18 protein-coding genes are annotated in these 20,990 nt (G+C 72.3%); 12 read left to right on the forward strand and 6 right to left on the reverse strand.

Features of this window, described 5'->3' with window-relative positions:
* From ND747_RS25635 to ND747_RS25660, 6 genes are all read left to right on the forward strand, one after another.
* A partial coding sequence (locus tag ND747_RS25635; protein ID WP_251736758.1) for a CdaR family transcriptional regulator occupies positions 1 to 403 on the forward strand: 403 nt, incomplete at its 5' end.
* A 215-nt stretch (positions 404 to 618) separates the two neighbouring features.
* A complete protein-coding gene (locus ND747_RS25640) occupies positions 619 to 1,674 on the forward strand; it encodes an ACP S-malonyltransferase (protein ID WP_251736759.1) in 1,056 nt (351 codons plus the stop codon).
* Positions 1,671 to 2,609, forward strand: coding sequence for a beta-ketoacyl-ACP synthase III (locus ND747_RS25645; RefSeq protein ID WP_251736760.1), 939 nt, complete (start codon positions 1,671 to 1,673; stop codon positions 2,607 to 2,609). Before ND747_RS25640 ends, ND747_RS25645 begins: the two co-directional genes overlap by 4 nt.
* 106 nt (positions 2,610 to 2,715) lie before the next feature.
* Entirely contained in the window at positions 2,716 to 2,961 is a 246-nt protein-coding gene (locus ND747_RS25650) for an acyl carrier protein (RefSeq protein WP_163548692.1), read from the forward strand.
* Positions 2,958 to 4,184, forward strand: a complete 1,227-nt coding sequence (gene fabF, locus ND747_RS25655; RefSeq protein ID WP_251736761.1) for a beta-ketoacyl-ACP synthase II — start codon at positions 2,958 to 2,960, stop codon at positions 4,182 to 4,184. Before ND747_RS25650 ends, fabF begins: the two co-directional genes overlap by 4 nt.
* 275 nt (positions 4,185 to 4,459) lie before the next feature.
* Positions 4,460 to 5,863 carry a carboxyl transferase domain-containing protein gene (locus tag ND747_RS25660; protein ID WP_251736763.1) on the forward strand — a complete coding sequence of 468 codons (1,404 nt, stop codon included), beginning with the start codon at positions 4,460 to 4,462 and terminating at the stop codon, positions 5,861 to 5,863.
* Between the two features lie 143 nt (positions 5,864 to 6,006).
* Here ND747_RS25660 and ND747_RS25665 read toward each other — a convergent pair whose 3' ends face one another.
* On the reverse strand, positions 6,007 to 6,474 hold the full coding sequence (locus tag ND747_RS25665; protein ID WP_251736764.1) for a DUF222 domain-containing protein: 468 nt from the start codon (positions 6,472 to 6,474) through the stop codon (positions 6,007 to 6,009).
* 215 nt (positions 6,475 to 6,689) lie between these two features.
* Between ND747_RS25665 and ND747_RS25670 the strand changes: the two genes are divergently transcribed.
* On the forward strand, positions 6,690 to 8,084 hold the full coding sequence (locus tag ND747_RS25670) for an MFS transporter (RefSeq protein ID WP_251736765.1): 1,395 nt from the start codon (positions 6,690 to 6,692) through the stop codon (positions 8,082 to 8,084).
* Here ND747_RS25670 and ND747_RS25675 read toward each other — a convergent pair.
* Entirely contained in the window at positions 8,036 to 10,540 is a 2,505-nt protein-coding gene (locus ND747_RS25675; RefSeq protein WP_374216323.1) for an AAA family ATPase, read from the reverse strand. The two genes, ND747_RS25670 and ND747_RS25675, sit on opposite strands and share 49 nt — an antisense overlap.
* Before the next feature lie 2 nt (positions 10,541 to 10,542).
* A complete protein-coding gene (locus ND747_RS25680; RefSeq protein ID WP_251736789.1) occupies positions 10,543 to 11,196 on the reverse strand; it encodes a hypothetical protein in 654 nt (217 codons plus the stop codon).
* 400 nt (positions 11,197 to 11,596) lie between these two features.
* Here ND747_RS25680 and ND747_RS25685 point away from each other — a divergent pair, with 400 nt between their 5' ends.
* The gene (locus tag ND747_RS25685; protein WP_251736769.1) at positions 11,597 to 12,016 is read left to right on the forward strand and encodes a hypothetical protein; all 420 of its coding nucleotides are present in this window, start codon (positions 11,597 to 11,599) and stop codon (positions 12,014 to 12,016) included.
* Here the strand turns inward: ND747_RS25685 and ND747_RS25690 are convergent.
* On the reverse strand, positions 11,980 to 12,615 hold the full coding sequence (locus tag ND747_RS25690) for a molybdenum cofactor guanylyltransferase (RefSeq protein ID WP_251736770.1): 636 nt from the start codon (positions 12,613 to 12,615) through the stop codon (positions 11,980 to 11,982). The genes ND747_RS25685 and ND747_RS25690 overlap by 37 nt on opposite strands.
* A complete protein-coding gene (gene moaA, locus ND747_RS25695) occupies positions 12,612 to 13,598 on the reverse strand; it encodes a GTP 3',8-cyclase MoaA (protein WP_251736771.1) in 987 nt (328 codons plus the stop codon). The genes ND747_RS25690 and moaA overlap by 4 nt, the downstream gene beginning before the upstream one ends.
* A gap of 169 nt (positions 13,599 to 13,767) precedes the next feature.
* Between moaA and ppgK the strand changes: the two genes are divergently transcribed.
* The 4 genes from ppgK (at position 13,768) to ND747_RS25715 (ending at position 19,210) form a co-directional block, all read left to right on the forward strand.
* Positions 13,768 to 14,637, forward strand: a complete 870-nt coding sequence (gene ppgK, locus ND747_RS25700) for a polyphosphate--glucose phosphotransferase (protein WP_251736772.1) — start codon at positions 13,768 to 13,770, stop codon at positions 14,635 to 14,637.
* Between the two features lie 434 nt (positions 14,638 to 15,071).
* Positions 15,072 to 17,486, forward strand: coding sequence for a septation protein SepH (gene sepH, locus ND747_RS25705; RefSeq protein WP_251736774.1), 2,415 nt, complete (start codon positions 15,072 to 15,074; stop codon positions 17,484 to 17,486).
* A gap of 158 nt (positions 17,487 to 17,644) precedes the next feature.
* Positions 17,645 to 17,845: a hypothetical protein gene (locus tag ND747_RS25710; RefSeq protein ID WP_163547434.1), complete on the forward strand. Its 201-nt coding sequence runs from the start codon at positions 17,645 to 17,647 to the stop codon at positions 17,843 to 17,845.
* A 345-nt stretch (positions 17,846 to 18,190) separates the two neighbouring features.
* Positions 18,191 to 19,210, forward strand: a complete 1,020-nt coding sequence (locus ND747_RS25715) for a YihY/virulence factor BrkB family protein (protein ID WP_251736776.1) — start codon at positions 18,191 to 18,193, stop codon at positions 19,208 to 19,210.
* 25 nt (positions 19,211 to 19,235) lie between these two features.
* On the opposite strand, the gene ND747_RS25720 is transcribed toward ND747_RS25715, so the two are convergent.
* Entirely contained in the window at positions 19,236 to 20,699 is a 1,464-nt protein-coding gene (locus ND747_RS25720; protein ID WP_308204694.1) for an LCP family protein, read from the reverse strand.
* Between the last annotated feature and the right edge of the window lie 291 nt (positions 20,700 to 20,990).

Raw genomic sequence — 20,990 nt, forward strand, 5'->3', positions numbered from 1 at the left:
CCACGGTGCGCCCCGCTCGGCGCGGATCGCGCTCGCCGCCGCCGACGTGGTGACGGCCTGGCCGGCCGCACCCCGGCCGGTGCGGGCCCGGGCACTGCTGCCGGAACTCGCTCTCGCCGGCGACGCCGACGCCCGCCGCTCTCTCATCGACGAGGTGTACAAACCCCTGCAGGACGCCGGCTCGCCGCTGCTGGAGACGGCCGGCGCCTACCTCGATTTCGGCTCCTCGCTGGAGGCGACCGCGCGCGCCCTCTACCTGCATACAAACACGGTGCGTTACCGTCTGCGGAAGGCGGCGGAGGTCTGCGGGCTCGATCCTGCGGACCACCGGGAGCGGTTCATCCTGCATGTCGCGCTGGTCCTGGGTCGGCTGGACGGTATGTCATCTACAGGGCAGTCCTGATGTGCACATCCGTTCCGCGCCCGGAGCACTGCGCTGCGAAACCGGTCGTATCTGGCAATTTCGTCGGTATTTGCGGTGATGGTGACCAATACGCGCAGCAGGAACGAAAGTCTTCTGACTGTCGATGAGTTTGTAGGACGTCTACAACGCCCGGTCGACACATCGGTGAGTCGCCGCCAGCGACAAGTGGTCCTCGCGAAGGGTTAGGTGGACAGGTGCTCGCGATCCTCGCACCCGGCCAGGGTGCACAGACCCCCGGACAGCTTCGCGCCTGGCGCGATCTCCCCGGGGTGGAGGACAGACTGCGCTGGTGGTCGGCCGCCGCGGGCGTCGACCTGCTGGCAGCCGGGTGCGACGCACCGGCCGAGACGATCCGGGACACCGCGATCGCCCAGCCGCTGATCGTTGCCAGCGGCCTCGCCGCCGCCGAGCAGCTAGGTCTGCCGCTGTACTCCACGGCGGACCCGGACCCGGACCCGGTGCCCGAGTCCGGGCCGCTGCCGGCACCGGACGCGCTGGTGCTGGCCGGACACAGCGTCGGGGAGATCACCGCGGCGGCGCTCGCCGGTGTGCTGTCCATCGAGCAGGCACTGGTGCTGGTCGCCCTGCGCGGCCGGGCGATGGCCGAGGCGTCGGCGCGCACGGCCACCGGGATGACGGCACTGCTCGGCGGTGACCCCGAGGTGGTCACCGCCCGGCTGGCCGAACTGGGCCTCACCGCCGCCAACCGCAACGGTGCCGGCCAGATCGTCGCCGCCGGCACCGTCGCGGACCTCGCCCGCCTGGCCGAGGAACCGCCCGCGGGGGTCCGGCTGCGTTCCCTGTCGGTCGCCGGCGCCTTCCATACCCACCACATGACTCCGGCGCGCGAGGCGCTGGCCGCGGCGGCCAGCGGGCTGCGACCCGCGTCCCCGGAGGTGGCCATCCTGTCCAACGCCGACGGCGCGCGGGTCGACAACGGCGCCGAACTGCTGTCGCGGCTGGTCACCCAGGTCGCCGCGCCGGTGCGCTGGGACCTGTGCCTGGCCACCCTGCGCGAGCTGGGGGTCACCGCGGTCATCGAACTGCCACCGGCCGGCACCCTCGCCGGGATCGCCCGCCGCGAACTGCCCGGGGTGCGGATCGTCGCGGTGAAGTCCCCGGACGATCTGGCCGCCGCCCGCGACCTCATCGCCGAGCATGCGGGCCCGGGCGGGCTGCTGACCGTCCCGGACGAGGTGCGACCACGCACCGCCGCCGATGACGGGTCGCTCGTCGGGACGCAGGCGTGACCGGCGCCCGGCTGCTCGGGCTCGGGGTGTATCGCCCGGCCCGGCTCGTCACCAACGACGAGATCGCCCAGCAGGTCGACACCTCCGACGCGTGGATCCGCTCGCGCACCGGCATCGCGACCCGCCGCATCGCCGACGCCGAGGAGACCACGGCCGCGATGGGCGCGGCAGCTGCCGAGAAGGCGCTGGCCGCCGCTGGCCTGACCGCGGACAGCATCGACCTGGTCATCGCCGCGACCTGCACGTCCCCCTCGCAGATCCCCGGGGTCGGCCCGCAGATCGCGTACCGGGTCGGCGCGGCCCGGGCCGGCGCGTTCGATCTCAACGGCGGCTGCGCGGGCTTCAGCTATGCCGTCTCCACCGCGGCCGACATGGTCCGCGGCGGTGGTGTACGCCAGGTCCTCGTCGTCGCCACCGAGCGGCTCTCGGACTACACCGACTGGGCTGACCGCTCCACCTGCATCCTGCTCGCCGACGGCGCCGGCGCGACCGTGGTCGGCGCCTCGGACACCGACGAGATCGGCCCGGCGGTATGGGGCCATGACGGCTCCCGCCACGAGGTGATCCAGGTGCCCGGCGGCGACGACAACCTGTTCCGGATGGCCGGCCAGTCGGTGTTCCGCTGGGCGATCTCGCTGGTACCGACGGTGCGGCAGATCTGTGAGCGGGCCGGCGTGGCGCCCGAGCAGCTCGCGGGTATCGTTCCGCATCAGGCCAACCTGCGGATCGTCGAGGCACTCGCGACGGGCATCGGCGCCACGAACGCCGCCGTCGCCCGCGACGTCGTCGACTCGGGCAACACCTCCGCCGCGAGTATTCCGCTGGGGCTCGCCAGCCTGCTCGACGCTGGCAGGATCCGCCGCGGCGATCCGGTTCTGCTGTTCGGTTTCGGCGCCGGGCTGACCTACTGCGGTCAGGTCGTGCGCTGCCCATGACCAGCCCCACCACCCTGACCCCGACCCACGTACCGCGGCCAACGCCCGCGGCGGTCGCCTGACCGCGAGCGCACCCGCCAGACCCCACTGCACAGGAGGCACCACCATGTCCCAGGACATCCTCGCCGGTCTCGCCGACATCCTCGAAGAGGTTGCCGGCGTCGACCCGTCGGACGTCACCCCGGACAAGACCTTCATCGACGACCTGGACGTCGACTCGCTGTCGATGGTCGAGGTCGTCGTGGCCGCCGAGGAGAAGTTCTCGGTGAAGATCCCGGACGACGACGTGAAGTCCCTCAAGACCGTCGGCGACGCCGTGTCGTACATCCAGCGGGCGGGTGTGGCGGCATGACCACCACCCCCAGGCAGGTCGTCGTCACCGGCCTCGGGGCAGTAACTCCCCTCGGTGGCAATGTCGCCACGACGTGGGAGGGGCTGCTCGCAGGCCGCTCCGGCGCCCGACGCATCACCGAGGACTGGATCGAGGAACTCCCGGTCCAGATCGCCGCACCGCTTGCGGACGAACTCCCGCTGGGCCGGGTCGAGGCCCGCACTCTCGACCGCAGCCAGCAGATGGCGCTGGTCGCCGCCCGCGAGGCCTGGGCCGACGCCGGCACCCCCGAGGTCGACCAGGAGCGCCTTGCGGCCTGCGTCGCCTCCGGGATCGGCGGGGTGTTGACGCTGCTCACCCAGCACGATGTGCTCCGGGAGAAGGGACCGCGACGGGTCTCGCCGCACACGGTGCCAATGCTCATGCCCAACGGCCCGGCCAGCACGGTCGGGCTCGCGTTCGGGGCGAAGGCCGGGGTGCACGCCCCGGTCAGCGCCTGCGCCTCCGGCTCCGAGGCGATCGCGCTCGGCCTGGACATCATCCGGGCCGGGCGAGCGGACGTGGTCATCGCCGGCGGCACCGAGGCGGCGATCGCCGCGCTGCCGATCGCCGGCTTCGCACAGATGCAGGCCCTGTCCCGCCGCAACGACACGCCGCAGACCGCGTCGCGCCCGTTCGACAAGGCCCGCGACGGTTTCGTGCTCGGCGAGGGCGCGGCGATCGTGGTGCTGGAGGCCGCCGAACACGCGCTCGCCCGGGGTGCCCGGGTGCACGGCGCGCTGGCCGGGGCCGGGATCAGCTCGGATGCCTACCACATCGCCGCGCCTGATCCCGAGGGCGCGGGTGCGGCCCGGGCGGTGCGGGCAGCGCTGCGCTCGGCATCGCTTGCGGCGACGGACGTCGTGCACATCAACGCCCATGCGACGTCCACGCCCGCGGGCGACCTCGCCGAGGCCGTGGCGCTGCGCTCGGCCCTGGGCGCCCACATCGACCAGGTGGCCATCACGGCGACGAAGTCGATGACCGGGCATCTGCTGGGCGCGGCCGGCGCGGTGGAGGCGATCGCCACGATCCTCGCGCTGCGCGAACGGACCGTCCCGGCGACCCGCAACCTCGACGCGCTCGACGACGAGATCGCCCTCGACGTCGTGGCCGTCGACAACCGCACGATCGGCACCGGCGCGGCACTGTCGAACTCGTTCGGGTTCGGCGGTCACGACGTCTGTCTGGCCTTCACGGTCTGAACGACGTGCCGGGCGGAGCATCCCGCCGCCCGGCACGACCAGCCGGCCACCCGTTCTACCGGCACCCGACCGCGTGGCCTGCAACCTGCAACCAGATACCGCCGCACACCGCCGTGACGCCGGCCGCTCCCCGCTGCCACGGCCACGCCCGTCTCGTTGGCGGGCGCCCATGGTCGCCGGACCGTGAACCGACGCGAACCGGCGTGTAGGCCCGGGGGGCGCACGTCGACCTTCCGCCGATTCCATCCGACGCCGTTCAGGCAAGGAGACGCACGGTGAGTCTGTCCACGCTCGACCGAGTCGACCCACGCACGCCCGAGGCTCGGCTCGCCCAGTTCTTCGACCCCGACACCCTGTCCGTGTTCGCAGCCACCGACACCTCCGGTGTGGTTGCCGCCCACGGCCTCGTCCGCGGCAACGAAGTTGTTGCGTTCGCGACGGATCCGACGGTACAGGGCGGCGCGATGGGGCGAGACGGATGCGCGCGCATCGTCCACGCCATCGAGTCCGCCGTGCGCCTGGGTTGCCCGGTCGTCGGCATCTGGCACTCCGGTGGCGCACGTCTGCAGGAGGGCGTCGCCTCCCTCGACGGCGTCGGACGGATCTTCGCCGCCACCGTTCGCGCCTCCGGGCGCATCCCGCAGTTGTCGCTGGTGCTCGGCGCGGCCGCCGGTGGCGCGGCCTACGGGCCAGCGCTGACCGACATCGTGATCATGGGTCCGGAGGCGAAGGTCTTCGTCACCGGCCCGGACGTGGTGCGTTCGGTCACCGGCGAGGAGTGCACCGCCACCAGCCTCGGCGGCCCCGACGTGCACTCCCGGCGCAGCGGGGTCGTGCACGTGACGTGCGACTCCGAGGAGCAGGCGATGGAGCGCACCCGGGAACTCGCGGTGCTGCTCGCCGACCAGCGCGACATCGGCGAGGTGGCGGACCGCGAGCTCGCCGACCTCCTGCCCGAGAACCCGCGCCGCGCCTACAACGTCCGCCCGCTGGTCAGCGCGGTGCTCGACGGCGAAGGTGTCGAGCTGCACCCGAAATGGGCGCCGAACATCGTGACGACGCTCGGCCGGTTCGGCGGACGCACCGTCGGCGTGGTCGCGAACAACCCGCTGCGCCGCGGCGGCTGCCTGGACTCGACGTCCGCGGAGAAGGCCGCCCGGTTCGTGCGCATGTGCGACTCCTTCGGGGTTCCGCTCATCGTCCTGGTCGATGTGCCCGGCTACCTTCCGGGAGTGGGCCAGGAGTGGGAGGGCGTCGTACGCCGCGGCGCCAAGCTGCTCTACGCGTTCGCCGAGTGCACCGTGCCGCGGGTCACCGTGGTCACGCGCAAGTCCTACGGCGGCGCGTACATCGCCATGAACTCCAGCTCGTTGGGCGCCACCGCGGTCTATGCCTGGCCGGACGCCCAGATCGCCGTGATGGGCGCCGAGGCGGCCGTCGGCATTTTGCACCGGCGCACGCTTGCGGACGTCCCGGCCCAGCGCCGGCCCACCGTGCTCGCCGAGCTCGCCGAGGAACACGTGCGCACCGTCGGCGGTGTGGAGCGTGCCGTGGAACTCGGCGTCGTCGATGCGGTCATCACACCGGGCGACACCCGCAGCGCCGTCGCCGCGGCGCTGGCGGGCGCCCTCGCCGACGCCCGGGTGCACAAGAACGTGCACGGCAACATCCCGCTGTAGCTCCAACCCGCTCGGACCCCACTGCCCCTGGGGCCGAGGCCGCCAGGCCACGCGCCAGCAGACCACGCATGGCCAGACCAGACACAGCCAGACCGGACGCAGCCAGGCCCGTCGTCCTTGTGCCACACACCCGCGCGCCTGGCTCATTCGTCCGCCAGCTGCGCCCAGGTGCGCACGACGTTGCTCATCTGCCGCGGATTCATCCACAGCGCAGCCCGAGCGAAGATCGGATCTGCCTGCCGGGCCATCTCCAACCGCGGTGGCTCGGCGGCCGGCGCGATCGCCCGCAGATGATCGAAACTGATGTCGCCCGCGCGAAACGCCGCGCCGGTGGCCGGCAGGGCCCGCACGGCCCGCGCGACCAGCAGGGCGGATGCCGTGGTCGGATGCACCAGCCGACACTCCCGCCGTAGCCAGGCCACGGCCGAACGGGCGCCGTCGGCCCGCCACAGCTCGCGGCGGTCGAACTCGGCGAGCGCCCGGATCCACAACGCGTCGGTCGCATCCACCAGCCGCCGCAGCTCGGCCGCCAGGGCCACGATCTCGGCATCGGCCAGCTCGCTCACCTCGGCTGCGACGACCCCCGCAAGCATCGTCTCGACGTCGATCACCGCCGACCACCTTCCCCGACGACGCGGCGCCCCAACAGCCCGACGGCCACCGGCACCGGCACCGGCACCGGCGTTACCCGACCATCCAGAATCGAACACATGTTCGGATCATAGATCACACCTCCGAGCTCGCCAAGCTATCCGGACGCCGCAATGTTTACCTGATGTGAAATAACGATCGTGCCGGCAGCGTTCCTGCTGCTGGAGGTGCATGGATGGTGCTGCAGGTGGACAACGCCGGCCGGCCGGCGCAGACAACGACCCGCGTGGCCACGGCGACTCGCGCCGTCACGCAGCCGCGGATCGCGATCCGACCGGCCGCGCCCACGCCGCCCGTCACCCCGCGAGAAGCGGCGCCCACATCCACGCCGCGGGCGACAGCACCGGAGACGGGCAGCACGTTCGCCGCCCTGCGGATCCGCAACTTCCGGTTGTTCCTCGCCGGTCAGATCGTCTCGCTGTGTGGCACCTGGATGCAGACGATCGCGCTAGGCTGGCTGGTGCTCTCACTGGGGGCGTCGGGCACGATGCTGGGCCTCGTCACGGCCGCGCAGTTCCTGCCGGTCCTGCTGTTCGGGCCCTACGGTGGGGTGATCGCCGACCGGTCGAACCGGCGGCGGCTGCTCATGATCACGCAGACCGGGTCCGGGCTCGCCGCGCTCACCCTGGGCATCCTCGATCTGACCGGCGTAGTCCAGCTATGGATGGTCGCGGTGACGGCCATGCTCATCGGGTTGTGCAACGCGGTGGACAACCCGACCCGGCAGACCTTCGTGCAGGAGATGGTCGGGCCGGAGCATCTGCCCAACGCGATCACGCTCAACTCGGTCACGATGAACGCGGCGCGGATCATCGGACCGGCGCTGGCCGGGCTGATCATCCTGGGCATCGGGACGGCGGGCTGTTTCCTGTTCAACGCGGCGTCCTTCGGCGCGGTCCTGCTCGCGCTGCACCACATGAACACCGCCGAGCTGCACGCCCGATCACCGGTGCGCCGGGCGCCGGGGCAGTTGCGGGCCGGCCTGCGCTACACCTGGCAGACCGGCGCGCTGCGGGTCCCATTGATCATGATGGTGGTGATCGGCGCGCTGTCCTACGAGTTCCAGGTGGTGCTTCCGCTGGTGGCCCGCGAGACGTTCCACGGCAGTGCGGCGACCTACAGCATGATGACGGCGGCGATGGGCGCGGGTGCGGTGGTCGGGGGGCTCGCCGTGGCCCGTCGGCGGCGGATCGGCGTCCGCCCGCTCGGCCTGATCGCGGCGGTGTTCGGGGGCGTGCTACTGGTGGCGGCGCTCGCGCCGACGCTGCCGCTGGAGATCGCCGCCCTGGTCCTGGTGGGAGCGGGCAGCGTGGCGTTCATCTCGACCGGAAACGCCACCGTCCAGCTGGCCGCCGACCCGGCGATGCGGGGCCGGGTGATGGCACTGTGGTCGGTGGCGTTCCTCGGATCGACGCCGGTGGGCGGCCCGATCGCCGGCTGGGTGGCCCAGACGTTCGGACCCCGGGCGGGTCTGCTGCTGGCGGCAGGCGCGGCGCTCGCCGCGGCGGTCTATGCGCTACTTCACCTGCGCTCCCGCTCATCGACCGCGCCGACGGTCCCTTCGGTCTGACGGCCGGACTCGGCGGCGGCACGACCGAGTTCCGGCAGACGGTGCACCTCGTGGGTCTGGCCGCGGTGCGCGCTGACCGCGTTGGAGTGGTAGCCCTCGAACACCGACAGGAAGTCCGGCTCGTGGTAACGGCGGCCGTCCACGGTGGGGCCGACGGCCCCCTCCATGATGGCTTCGACGTCCTCACCGGTGATCGTCTTGTGTTCTTCCAGCGCGTGGGTGAGGGCGAGGATCTCCCGGCGGTTGTTCTGCAGGACCACCTCGGTGCGCTCGTAGAGCTCCCGCAGCTTGCTCTCGATCTGCTGACCGAAGGGGCGGTCGGCGTCCAGGGACAGGGTGCCCATGTCCTGCGCGAGCATGGCCAGCCGGGATGAGAGCGTGTCGCCCATCGCCGCGGACGACAGGTAGTTCGCCACCAGCGTGGTGGCGCTGCGCAGGTCGCCACCGACACCGACGGTGTTGTCCCCCTCGAAGAACATCCGCTCGCCGACCAGGGAGGCCAGCGACACCATCACCTGGATCTCGATCTCGGACTTCCACATGAACATCCGGTCCTCGACCGCCACATGGGCGACGAACCCGCCGACCCCGCCGCGCCGTTCGATGGTCGCCAGGTCGATGACCCGCCCGCGCTGCATCCGGTAGGCGACGACGGCGTGGCAGGCCTCGTGCAGGGCGATGCTGTGCCGCTCACGGTCGATGTGCTCGTGGTCGTCGGCGAGGCCGTACTCCTTGATCACCCGTGCGCGGAGCATGTCCTGCCAGGTGATCACCTCCCGGCCGTCCTTGACCGCCTGCACCAGTGCCTCGTTGACGGTGTCCTTGATGGTCGCGCCGGTGGCCTCCGGGCTCATCACGGCAAGTCGGTCGACCTGCTCGGCGGTCAGCTCGTGGCGCACCCTCGCGAGGTATCCCTCGAAGGTCCGCACCCGCCCCTCCTTGCTCGGGTAGCCGACCTTGTACTGCCGGTCGATCCGGCCGGGGCGCAGCAGTGCCTCGTCCAGGGACTGCGGCATGTTCGTCGCCATCATCACCAGGATGCGGTACTTCGGCGGCGGCTTCGGGCGCAGGCCGAGGGTGCGGCGCACGACCCGGTTGAGAAAGCCACGGGGCTTCTTCAACCCGGACATCTCGGTCAGCAGTGCCTGCAGGGTCCCGTCGAAACCACCCCCACCGCCGCCGCCACCGACCACGAACTGTTCGCGGCCGATCTCGGCCTGCGCGGCTGCGCTGAGGTACGACAGCCCGTTGCATCCGGGCCCGACCGGATGCTCGCCGAACAGCCGCCGGCCCGCCGCCTGGGCGGCCTGGGTCGGATGGGCGGCCTGGGTCGGATGGGCGGCCTGGGCCGGATGGGCGGCGGACGCGGCTGCCGACGCCGACTGCCGGGCGAAGAACGACCGGGCACCGGTGCCGACCCCGCCGCCGAAGTTGCCGCCGAGCCCGCCGCGGCTCCCGAGCGTGTCCGCCTCGTCAAAGAAGACGATCACACCGCCGTAGCGCAGCGAGAGCTTGCGCAGCTTGCGGAACAGGGACTTGACCTTGAGCAGGCCGACCCCGACGAACATGGCCGAGAACGCGCCCGGATCGACGAAGACGAACGGTTTGCCCGTCTCGCCGGCGACCGCCTCGGCGATGAGCGTCTTGCCGGTGCCCGGCGGACCCCACAGCAGGATGCCGCCGGGCACATGGCCGCCCCGACTTTCGATCTCCTCCGGACGTTCCAGATAGAAGACGTTCTCCCGCACCCGGCTCACGACGTGGTCCTGACCCCAGACGTCCGCGAAACGGGTGGTGATGTCCTCGGGGAAGTACGTCTCGACGCCGCCCTTGGACAGGAACCAGAACATCACCACGAACTGGCCGACCACCAGCAGCATCAGCAACACGATCTGCAGGACGACGGGAATCGCGTCCCACAGGTCGCCGGGGATGTTCACCAACGCGTCGAAGACGGAGGTGTGCGACAACCGCGCGTAGATGAACAGGGCCAGCGCCAGCCCCACGATCCACTTGGCCGCGCGGGACAGCCGGAACCGGTTCCAGTCGTTGATCCGCAGGAAGCGCCGCTCGAGCCGACCGAACACCCGCTCGGTCCAGAACACGTAGTAGGCCGACCAGCGTTCGCCGACGAGCATGTGCACCTGGCGCAGCGCTTCGGCGCCGAGCAGGACCAGAATCCAGGCACTCTTGCGGGCCTGGATCCGCAGCGCGTCACCCCAGCTCATCAGCGGGTCGCCGGAGACCTCCGCGGCGACCACGAACAGGAACACCGCACCGAGCAGGAGCAGGAACTTCGACCGGTCCCACAGCGACAGCGGCCGACGCCGTGGTTTCGCGGCCGGGTCCACGGCGGGCGGACCGGCCAGCGACGAGGAGGAGCCGGACGAGGACGGCCCGGGGTCGGGAAGATCGGTGAGATCGGTGATCCGGTCTGCGTGGTCCATCACGCCCATCCCTACTGCCCCTGGTCCGTGGGCTTGATCGTGAAGGACTTCGCCACGTCGCCGATCTGCGCTCCGTGCTGGGCGTAACACAGCGATGAGCACGCGAGAATGAGCTGGTAGAGCACCGACTGCCCGTTGTCGAGCAGGCTGGTCTGGTCGATCGTCACCAGCCCGGCATCGGTCTTCACCTGGTAGACGAGGTGCACACCGTGCACTCCGTCCTTCTTGTGGACGACCTCGTCGGCGAGCAGCAGGAAGCTCGGCGCGAGCCGGGCTCCGTAGGGGTCGGCGCGTACCGCCTGGTCCTGCGCGGCCTGGGCGTCGTCCACCGAGAGCACGAAGTTGCGCAGGTCGTTGGTGGACACCGCGTTCGCCTCCTCGGGCAACAGGTGGCGAACCTGGGCGAAACCCTTGGGCAACGCCGCATCCGGCACCAGCAGCCGGGTGGCGTCAAAGCGCGCGCCCGCGTCGAGCCCGACGACCCATTCGCGTGACATCAGCCCCTGCAGCATCTCCGGACTGACGTTGCGGGCGTCGATCCCGAACAACGCGGGACCCGGCATCTCCTGGTGGTTCCAGCTGTTCGGGACCCGGAGAAACGCGCCGTCCTTCTTGTTTGTCACATACTGGTAACGCGGTGAGCCGCAGCCGCCCGCCGCCAGCATCACCGCCGCCACTACGCTGAGCAGCGCGAACGTGGCGCAAAGGGATGTTCGGCGCGGACCGGTCGTCCGGCGTCGAGCCTCCACGGCAAACCTCCAGCCTGGCGAGGTTGAACACATGGTGCGCCGTCGGGCCATGGTCCTTCGCATTCTTGGAAAGTGTGGCCCAGACGGCCGCCGTTGCGCACAATCTTCACCAGAAAGGGTGGCCGGCCATACCCTCCGCTGTCGTCGATCAGCGGGCAGTTTCCTCATCGGGACCTTTCGCAGCGCCAGCGCCCGACGTCACCGTGCGGTCGTCCTGCCCGGCGATACCCGGCGCGCACCGGCCGAATCCGATCTTCACGGGTGGGCGCGCGCACTCACCCGCGCCGAGGGACCGGACGTCCGGCACACTGGTGGTATGGCGCACTATCGGCGCGGTCGCAAGGTTCCGGCGCTTCGTCCCGGCCGTCGCCATCTCGTCGGCGGAATCACCGTGGTGGCGGTGTTCACCCTGGTCGGTTTGTCCGCCTGGAATCCGGTTGTCGCACTGCCCGCTCTCGGAGTGATCCTGGTGCTCGGTGTGGTCGACTGGGCGATCGTCACCGCGGTGCCCGGCACCGGGGATCTGCCGTCCGGTCCGGCCGCCTTCGCCGGTGACGAGCCCGGCTGGGACGCCAGCATGGACACACCCACCCAGGTGCTGCCCCGGCTGACCTTCGGCTACGCCCGCGGCGGCGACGGCGAGGCCGGCGAGGAGCCCGACCACGACGCGGTGCGCACCATGGCGATCGACATGCGCGGCTACCTGGACGAGGCCGGCCCCGGTCGGATGGGCTGACCCGCCAGGCGGCGGGCCCGGTCGAGATCGGCGTCGTCGTCGCAGTCCAGGCAGGTGCGAGCATCGGCGTGGACCACGGCCACGGCCTGGCCGGCGAACAGGGCCCGCACCGGGGCTCCGACGGGATCGGTGGGCAACGCCGCCCGCAGCCGACTCGTCCGCCACACGGCGGCCAGATACTGCATCCGGCCGTCCGGATCGACGAGGACGGCGACGTCCACTGCGGGCTCACCCGCCGCCCGCCGCAGGGCGCCGATCTCGTGGACGGTCACGAACGGCAGGTCTGCCGCGAGAACCGCGACGAACGGGGTGTGCACGGCCGCGAGCCCGGCCGCGATCGCGGCGAGCGGGCCGCCGCCGGGCGGATCCTCCCGGCACCAGTGCACGGCGTTGGACGGACCGTCCAACGCCCGCCGGGGGCCGACGACGACCTGGCGCTGCGCGTCGGCGGTGGCGGCCAGCACCCGGTCCAACAGCGTCGAACCGCCGACGACGACGGCCGGTTTGTCCCGGCCGCCGAGCCGGCGCGCACCACCGCCCGCGCAGACCAGCGCGCTCCAGCCGGGACCATCCGGCGGGCCCGCCGCGGTGGCGGTCATCCGCCGATGGCGGACATCGGCCGATCGGGCTGGCGGAACCCGGGGGCGTCGATGCCATGGCCGGCGTGCTTGCCCCGCACCGCGGCCCGCCAACGGCGGGCGAGCTCGTCGTCGTCGGCGCCGGCACGCAGCGGGGTACGCAGATCGCTCTCCTCGCGGGCGAACAGGCAGTTGCGCACCTGCCCGTCGGCGGTCAGCCGGACCCGGTCGCAGGCCGCGCAGAACGGGGCGGACACCGAGCCGATCACCCCGACCTGGCCGGGGCCGCCGTCGACCTCGAACAGCTCGGCGGGCGCGGTGCCGCGACCGGGCCGGGGCCGCACGGTGAACTGTGTGCTCAGGGCGGCCAGGATCTCGTCGGCCCGCACCATGTCGGCACGCCGCCAGCCGTGCTGGGCGTCCAGCGGCATCTGCTCGATGAACCGCAGCTCGTAGCCGGCGTCCAGCGCCCAGCGCAGCAACGCGGTGGCCTCGTCGTCGTTCACCCCGCGCAGAAGCACGCTGTTGACCTTGACCGGAGTGAGCCCGGCGGCGACCGCGGCCTGTAGGCCCGCCAGCACATCCGCCAGCCGATCGCGCCGGGTGAGGGCGACGAAGCGGGCGGCGTCGAGGGTGTCGAGTGACACGTTCACCCGGTCGAGACCGGCGGCCCGCAGGCCGGAGGCGAGCCCGGCCAGACGCAGGCCGTTGGTGGTCAGGGCCAGCCGGGGCCGTGGCTGTAGCTCGGCGAGGCGGGCCACCAGATCCACCAGACCGGGACGCAGGGTCGGCTCCCCGCCGGTCAGCCGGACATCGGTGACACCGAGCCGCTCGACGGCGACGCGGACCAGGCGGACCACCTCGTCGTCGGTGAGCAGCTGCGGACCCGGCAGCCAGGGCAGGCCGTCGGCCGGCATGCAGTAGGTGCAGCGCAGGTTGCACCGATCGGTCAGCGAGACCCGCAGATCGGTCGCGATCCGCCCGAAGATGTCAACCAGCCCCACCGGCCCAGCGTATAGAGGCCCGCGGCCCGGCTCATCCCATCAGTTCGGCCCTACGGCGCCGCTACAGCCGCCGGTCGCGCGGCTCGCCGCGACCGGGCGGGCGCCACCATGGTCCACCGGCCTGAGACACTTGTCCGGTCGCACGCCGTCGGTACGGGAGGACTCGGTCATGCAGGTCTTCGGGGTTGACGTCGGAGGGAGCGGCATCAAGGGTGCTCCGGTCAACGTCGAGGACGGAACGCTCGCCGCCCCTCGGCACCGGATCCCCACCCCGCAGCCCGCGGATCCGGGCTCCGTGGCGGCGACCGTCGCCGAGGTCGTGAGCCACTTCGAGTGGTCCGGTCCGGTCGGTGTCGCACTGCCCGCGGTGGTGAAGAACGGCGTGGCACTGACGGCGGCGAACATCGACGACGCCTGGATCGGCACGGACACGGTGGCGGTGCTGTCCGCCGCCTTCGCCCAGGCCGGGATCGACACCACCGCGGTGCCATCCCCACCGGCTCCAGCCACCGCTGCGGCGGACATCACAACCGTCAACGACGCCGACGCCGCCGGCATCGCGGAGATGGCCTTCGGCGCCGGCCGGGAGGCCAGCGGCCTGGTGATCATGACCACGTTCGGGACCGGCATCGGCACCGCGCTGTTCCTGCACGGCCAGCTGCTGCCCAACACCGAACTCGGGCATCTGGAGGTCCACGGCCACGAAGCGGAGACCCGCGCCTCCGACGCTGCCCGCGAGCGCGAGGACCTCTCCTGGGAGAAGTGGGCCAGGCGGGTGGGCCGCTACCTCAGCACCCTCGAGGCGTTGCTCTGGCCTGATCTCATCATCATTGGTGGTGGTGTCAGCAAGAAAGCCGACCGGTTCCTCGACGCCCTCGAGGTCCGGACGAAGGTGGTACCCGCCCAGTTGCAGAACGAGGCCGGCATCGTCGGAGCGGCCCTTGCGGGCCTCGGTGACCAGACCCGTCCGCGTCCGACCGCACGTCCCACGCGTCGGCGTGGCCCGGCCACCCGACCGCCCGGCGGTCGCCGTCCCTAGGACCATCCGGCCTTCGCCGGCCCGAGCGGACCGGCCCGACTCGGTCAGACTTCGCGTGTCGCCCGCCGACAGCCACCGCAGTGGCGCTATCGATGGCAGGCTGTCATCTACCGGGACGCACTCGCCGAAGGCGGGTTCCGGTGCGTCCTGCCGAGCTGCCCGCCAGAACGTCCCTCGACGAGTGTCCCGCCCCGGGGGTCTTCTGACGGGCACGGCTGTCCGCGCGGGCGCGCCGGCTCGTTCAGGTACGGCGGTCCGGGCGGCCCGAGCCGCCCGACCGGGTACGCAGCTACGGCCGGGCACGGCTGGCGGCGCGGTGCCTCGTCGGGGCACGGCATCTCGGCGGGGCACAGCACGTCGGCAGGGCACAGCACGTCGGCGGGGCACAGCACTTCGGTGGGGCAGGGCACGGCTTCAGGAGATCAGGAGGCGCCATGCGTGAGCTGCGGGCGGTCGCACTCAGCGAGGACGGCGGCTACCTCGTGCTTGCGGACGCGACCGGCAGGACCGACGGTGAGCAGTTCCGGGTACCGGTCGACGACCGGCTCCGGGCCGCCCTGCGTGGCGTGCGCCGCAGCGAGGTACGCACCGAGAGCGCGCTGACCCCGCGCGAGATCCAGGCCAGGCTGCGCGCCGGCGAGACGGCTGCGGAGGTCGCCCGCGCCGCGGGGATCCCGGTGGAACGGGTGGAGCGGTACGAGGGGCCGGTGCTGGCCGAACGTGCGCGCGTCGTCCAGGAGGCGCGGGCGGCGCTGCTCCCGAAGGATCCGGGTGGCGGCCCTGGGCGGCCCCTCGGTGAGGTCGTGGATGCCCGTCTCGTCGTCGCCCAGGACAACCCCGCCTCCGCGCAGTGGGACGCCTGGCGTCGTGTCGACGGCATCTGGCTGGTCCAGCTCACCTCGGAGAGTCGCTGCGCGCGTTGGACGTGGGATCCGGTCGTCCGCCGCGTGCGTCCCCACGACGACGCCGCACGGGCCCTGGTGGCCCCGGAGAGTGTCGAGCCGCCGGCCCCGCCGGTCGTCCCGGCCACGCCGCCCGCCACCGGCGTTCCCGTGGCGGCGGCAACCCCCTCCGGAGGACCCACGCCGCGTACGGGCGCCCCGGCACTCACCCTCGTGTCCGACCAGGGTCTGACCGCCGTGCCCACCCGGCTCCCGGCGCCACCGGTGGCGCCCGCTACGGCACTGCCCGAGCCGGCTGCCGCCCGCGTCCACACCCAGCCCGCCGCCGGGTCCGACGGTCGCCGCTTCCCGGCCGTCGCCCAGCCCTGGGAACCGACTGCGCTCGACGACCCGGCCCAGCCGGCGGCGCCCGCGGCCGGGTTCGAGCCCCAGGCGCCCACCGCGGCGCCGCGCACCGCAAGCTACGTCCCGACGGCCACCGGGGTGCGTCCTGCCGCCGCGCCGGCCACCCCACGGGTGGCGCCACAGCCCGTCGCCGCACAGCCCGTGGCGCCGGCACCAGCCGAGCATGCCCCGGTACCGACCGATCGACCCACGGTGGCCAGCCCCGCGCCCACCAGGCCATCGGCCCCCGCCGCGTTCGGTGGCACCGGCGTGCGCCCCGCCGGCACCGGCCCGACGGCACCCGTGCGCCCGTACTCCCACCCGGGCGCGGGTGAGCCCGGGTACCGGCCGCAACCGGCCGCGACCGGCCGCAACGAGACCGCCCCAGGTCCCGCCCATCCACTGGCGCCGACCGCCGGGCCGGAGCCGACCTACGGCTACCCGCCCGCCCAGGGCTACGCCGGCGACCAGGGCTACGACCCGGCGCAGGCCTTCGAAGCGGCCCAGCGCCGCGAAACGGCCGCTCCACACCACGGGATGGCCGCCCAGCACTCCGAGACAGCCCAGCGCTCCGAGACAGCCCAGCACTCCGAGACGGCGACCGGCGGGTTCGACCCGAGCGGCCTGCCCGCGCCGGGTGTCCAGGTCGCTGGGGCATCCCCGGAGCACGACCCGTCGTGGACCACAGTCGGCGTTCAGGCCGACCTGCCCGCGGCCGACCGGCCGCCGTTCGAGGCCGCGGCGCCCGACTACGCGGCCCACGAGGGTGCAGGGCACGAGGGCATCGAGGCGGAGGGGCAGGTCCGCCGGCCCGAGCCCCAGCCGCCGCGGCGGACCGCTGCCAGCCGGGTCAACTCGCTGCCCCGCAACACCGGGCGGCGGGCACCCGCCGCACCGGTCGCCGCCCGACCCACCACTGCCCCGGCCACACCGGTGCCGGCCACACCGGTGCCAGCGGCTCCGGCCGCCAGCACTCCGGCCGCGACGGTCGGCAACGCGGCAGTCGCCGCCGCGACGCGTTCCGGACGTTCCGGAGAAAACCCCCGAGCCGCCGTCGCCCAGGCCAGCCGCTCGACTGTGACTTCCACCACATCAACCCGACCCAGCGCCGACGGCCCGGACGCCACCCGCGCCGTCGAGGCCGAGGAGTCAGCCTCTGCGGCTGCCGTCGCCCGCACCGGCAGCCGGCCCGCAAGCGCCAGATCCGCTGTCCCGGCGGCACGTCCGGCCGACCTCGAACCGGCCGACGCCGCCGCCGCGGACTCCCCCGCGCCATCGGCAGGCGACGACTCCGCCTCCTCTGCGGCCCCGGCAGCCGCCGCCGGACACCCCCAGACCGGAAATGCTGCGGCCACCAGCCGGAAGCCTTCCGTTACCCAAAAAGATGAATCGAGCACGGAAAGCGGTGACGACACGAGCACGGAGAAGCCAAACGGACCCGGTGCGTCACGAGGCCGCCAGAACAACGGCACCCGTGGGGGGGATCGCCCCGCAGGCGGTCGACGTGGACGCAAGTCAGTGCCAGCATGGGACGACATCGTCTTCGGCGCCCGCCGGACCTGAACGTCCGGCAGGATTCGAGGCGAGAACGGCCCGCGGGGGCAGTACCCGCCGCGGGCACCACGCCGCTCTGGATGCAAAGACGCCACGAGAGCCGGCTGTGAGTAAACCGTCACATGGTCAGTCGGAACGTCTGGCCGCCTAACACAGTTGGAGTAGATGTGACAGGGACTACCACGAAGCCGACGCTGACCAACCTCGATCGTTGCGACCGGTGCGGTGCCCAGGCATACGTGCGGGTGGTGCTGCCGGGCGGCGGGGACCTTCTGTTCTGCCGCCACCACGCCAAGTCGCATGACTCCAAGCTGCGCGAGATGGCGGTCGAATACCACGACGAGACCGACAAACTCACCGTTTCCTGACACTTCCGTCAGATCCCCTAAAGGGCATGTCACGGCGTCGTGACGTGCCCTTTTCACTGCCCGGCCCAGGGTCGAGAGAAGGCATGTCGCCTCGCCCGACCAGCTGCGCCGACGACAGCACCCGGCCCGCCTGCCATGGGCGGGCTGGACTTCCGGGCCATCCCCCGAGTGCCCTTGGACGGGCCGCGCCGTATCAGGCCATACGGTGGCACCGTGGCCGTCAGCGGTAGTGGCCCGCCCACCTCTGTGGCGGGCGATCGAGCCCGCCGCGCGTCGGTTCTGCTACGACGCGCGGCGAATGCGGGTGCCACGCCAGGCCTCGTCGCACAGGCCCGACGCAGCCGGGTGGCCGCGGAGACCAAGGTGCGCCAGAGCACGGTGTACCGCCACCTCGACGGGCAGCGCCAACGGGTTCCCCACGGCCCGGTCCAACTCGCCCGACGCACCCTGTCCAACGCCTGGCGGCACCGGGTGCTGGGCCTGGCAGCCGAAGCCGGGTTCTGGCAGCTGCTGTCGCTGCCGCCGCTGCTGCTGTCGCTACTCGGCGCGCTCGGCTATGTGGCGGAGGCCATCGGCCACAACTCCCTCGCCAGCATCCGGACCAGCATCCTGAGCGGCGCCGGTGATCTGCTCACCGAGTCCGTCGTCGACGAGGCCGTGCGCCCCACCGTGGACGAGGTGCTCTCCCGTGGTCGCCCGGATGTGATCTCGATCGGCTTCGCGCTGTCGTTGTGGACCGGCTCCACCGCCATGGCGACCTTCGTCAACACCATCACCATCGCCTACGGCCAACGAGACCTGCGTTCGGCGGTCCGCAGCCGACTGGTGGCGTTGGGCCTGTTCGTCGCGCAGGTGACCAGCGGCGTGATCATTCTGCCAGCCCTGGTGCTGGGCCCGGAGCTCATCTCCCGCATCCTCGATGCCGAGCGGCATCCGGTCGTCGACCGCCTGCTGACCCTGCTGTTCTGGCCGGTGGTGGGCCTGGTCGCGCTCACCATGCTCACCTCGCTATACCACCTGTCGCTGCCGGTGCGCCGCCGTTGGTGGCGGGCCCTGCCCGGGGCGACGCTGGCGCTGGTGTGCTGGTTGGTCGGTAGTTATCTGCTCCGGCTTTACCTGGAGTTCGTATTCAGCCACGAGCTGGTGTACAGCTCGCTGGGCTCGCCGGTGGCAGCGCTGCTGTTCTTCTACATCACCGCGCTGGCTGTCCTGCTCGGCGCCGAACTCAACGCCGCACTGGACGAACGCCGTCGAATCGACCCCGACCCCGACCCCGAACCGCCAGCCCCGCCGGATCCGCCCGTCCCATCCGTCCCGTCGGGCCCATCGGACCCGGCCGCGACGATCGACCTGAAACGTCCCTAGCCGGGCCGATCGACGTGCGCACCTGTCAGTAGGTACAGCCGGCCGTGGCGGCGCCGGTGGCGGGAGCATCCGCGGCCTCGACATGAGCCACGACCGGTCGCGCCCAGGAGACCGGGACGGTCGCAGGCAACCCCGCTGTCGTGCCGCCAGCACCGCCGAAACTGCCAGCACCGCCGAAACTGCCAGCGTCACCGCCGGGAAGGACCGGCAGTGCCCCGGTTGTGCCCTGCCCGGACGTGTCGCCACCGAAGGGCTTCAGGAACTCGGTGAGCTGCGCGGGATCCGGCAACAGCACACTCTGTCCCGCCCGGCTGGCCGCTGTGGCCGGCACGGTCGCGAACACCACGCCGCCTGAGCCGATGGACTGCATCCGCAGCGCCAGCAGCCGCAGGTCGGCCAGCGACGTGCGGTCGTCGAGGGTCAGCGCCGAGGTGGCCGCGTCCACCACGTTGATCAGTCGGGACGGGTTGAGCAGCGTGCCGGTGGACGCGATGCGCTTGAAGATCACACCAAGGAACTGCTGCTGGCGGCGGATCCGGTCGAGGTCGCTTTCCGGCAGGCCGTACCGCTGCCGGACGAAGGCCAGCGCCTGGGCACCATCCAGCCGGTTCTCGCCCACCTGACCGGAGAAGCCGGAGAAGCGGTCATGCAGGTTGTCGAAGCCGCGGGCCTTCAACTCGGCCGGCAGCTCCCTGATGCAGACGGTGACGCCACCGAGCGCGTCGGTCATGCCCTGAAAGCCGACGAAGTCAATCTGGACGTAATGGTTGACCCGGATGCTGGTCAACGCCTCGATCGTCGACACCAGCAGGGATGGACCGCCGTAGGAGAAGGCCGCGTTCAGCTTGGAGCGCTGCGCGGCGTGCCGTGTGCCGCGGGAATCCGTGTATGTGGGGATGGTCACCCACAGGTCGCGGGGGAAGGAGATGAGGGTGGTGGAGCCGTTCGCGTCGAGATGCGCGAGGATCGTCGTGTCCGAGCGCTGGCCGTCGGTCTGCCCGAACTCGCCGTTCGTGCCGGCCCGCGAGTCGGAGCCGACCAGCAGGATGTTCTGCGTCCCGCCGCCGGCAGGTGCCGGGCGCTCGATACCGGGACCGAAGCTCAGCGCGACATGGCCCACCCGGCCGTCATAGTGGCGCAGCACGGCCCAACCGGCGGTGGCCAGCACCAGTACCAGCACGGCCAGCCCTGCGGCGAGGACGGTGACAGCGCGGCGGACACTGCCCATGGGCCGCGCAGCCGCGGGCTCGTCAGCCCCGGGCCGGTCGATCCGGGTGGGCGGGGCACCCCCGACGGATCGGTCCTTCCGGTACCGACCCTCGTCCGGCCGGCCATCACCGTACCGGCCGTCCCAGGTGGCCTGGCCATCGCGGCCATCTCGGGTGCCGCGGGCATCCCAGCCGTCATCGGCGTCCGGGTACCGCCTGGTGGGCGGGTCCGCGGCCAGGCGGCGGCGCGGCGGCTGCGGGCCCGCCGGCCAGTTCTCCACCGGTGGGACGCGGCGGGGATCCCGTCCGGCCGGGCCTCGGGGGGCGCGCCCGGGCGGCACCGGGTCCTGCGCCGCCGGATTCCTCGGCCCGGGACGCCCTGGCGCCGGATTTCTCGGTGCCGGGTCGCGCGGGGAGAGCGGTCGGGCAGTGGGATCCCGGGGCGAACGGCCAGGGGGGACGGGCGCGCCCCGGCCACCAGGGCGGTCCGTTCGACCAGACTCGGGCGGGCCATCCCGATCCGGCCGGTCCGGAGGCCAGGTCATGGCTGCCTTCCCTCCCTCGCCACCGGG

This window comes from Frankia sp. R82 (assembly GCF_023716925.1).
Lineage (GTDB): Bacteria > Actinomycetota > Actinomycetes > Frankiales > Frankiaceae > Frankia.

What these genes read in the sequence shown, in the direction of transcription:
- ND747_RS25685 (WP_251736769.1), top strand. Translation starts at nt 11,597, where the DNA reads ATGGCGCACTATCGGCGCGGTCGCAAGGTTCCGGCGCTTCGTCCCGGC.
- ND747_RS25680 (WP_251736789.1), bottom strand. Translation starts at nt 11,196, where the DNA reads ATGCTGGCGGCGGGCGGCTGCGGCTCACCGCGTTACCAGTATGTGACA.
- fabF (WP_251736761.1), top strand. Translation starts at nt 2,958, where the DNA reads ATGACCACCACCCCCAGGCAGGTCGTCGTCACCGGCCTCGGGGCAGTA.
- ND747_RS25650 (WP_163548692.1), top strand. Translation starts at nt 2,716, where the DNA reads ATGTCCCAGGACATCCTCGCCGGTCTCGCCGACATCCTCGAAGAGGTT.
- ND747_RS25690 (WP_251736770.1), bottom strand. Translation starts at nt 12,615, where the DNA reads ATGACCGCCACCGCGGCGGGCCCGCCGGATGGTCCCGGCTGGAGCGCG.
- ppgK (WP_251736772.1), top strand. Translation starts at nt 13,768, where the DNA reads ATGCAGGTCTTCGGGGTTGACGTCGGAGGGAGCGGCATCAAGGGTGCT.
- ND747_RS25675 (WP_374216323.1), bottom strand. Translation starts at nt 10,540, where the DNA reads ATGGGCGTGATGGACCACGCAGACCGGATCACCGATCTCACCGATCTT.
- ND747_RS25670 (WP_251736765.1), top strand. Translation starts at nt 6,690, where the DNA reads ATGGTGCTGCAGGTGGACAACGCCGGCCGGCCGGCGCAGACAACGACC.
- sepH (WP_251736774.1), top strand. Translation starts at nt 15,072, where the DNA reads ATGCGTGAGCTGCGGGCGGTCGCACTCAGCGAGGACGGCGGCTACCTC.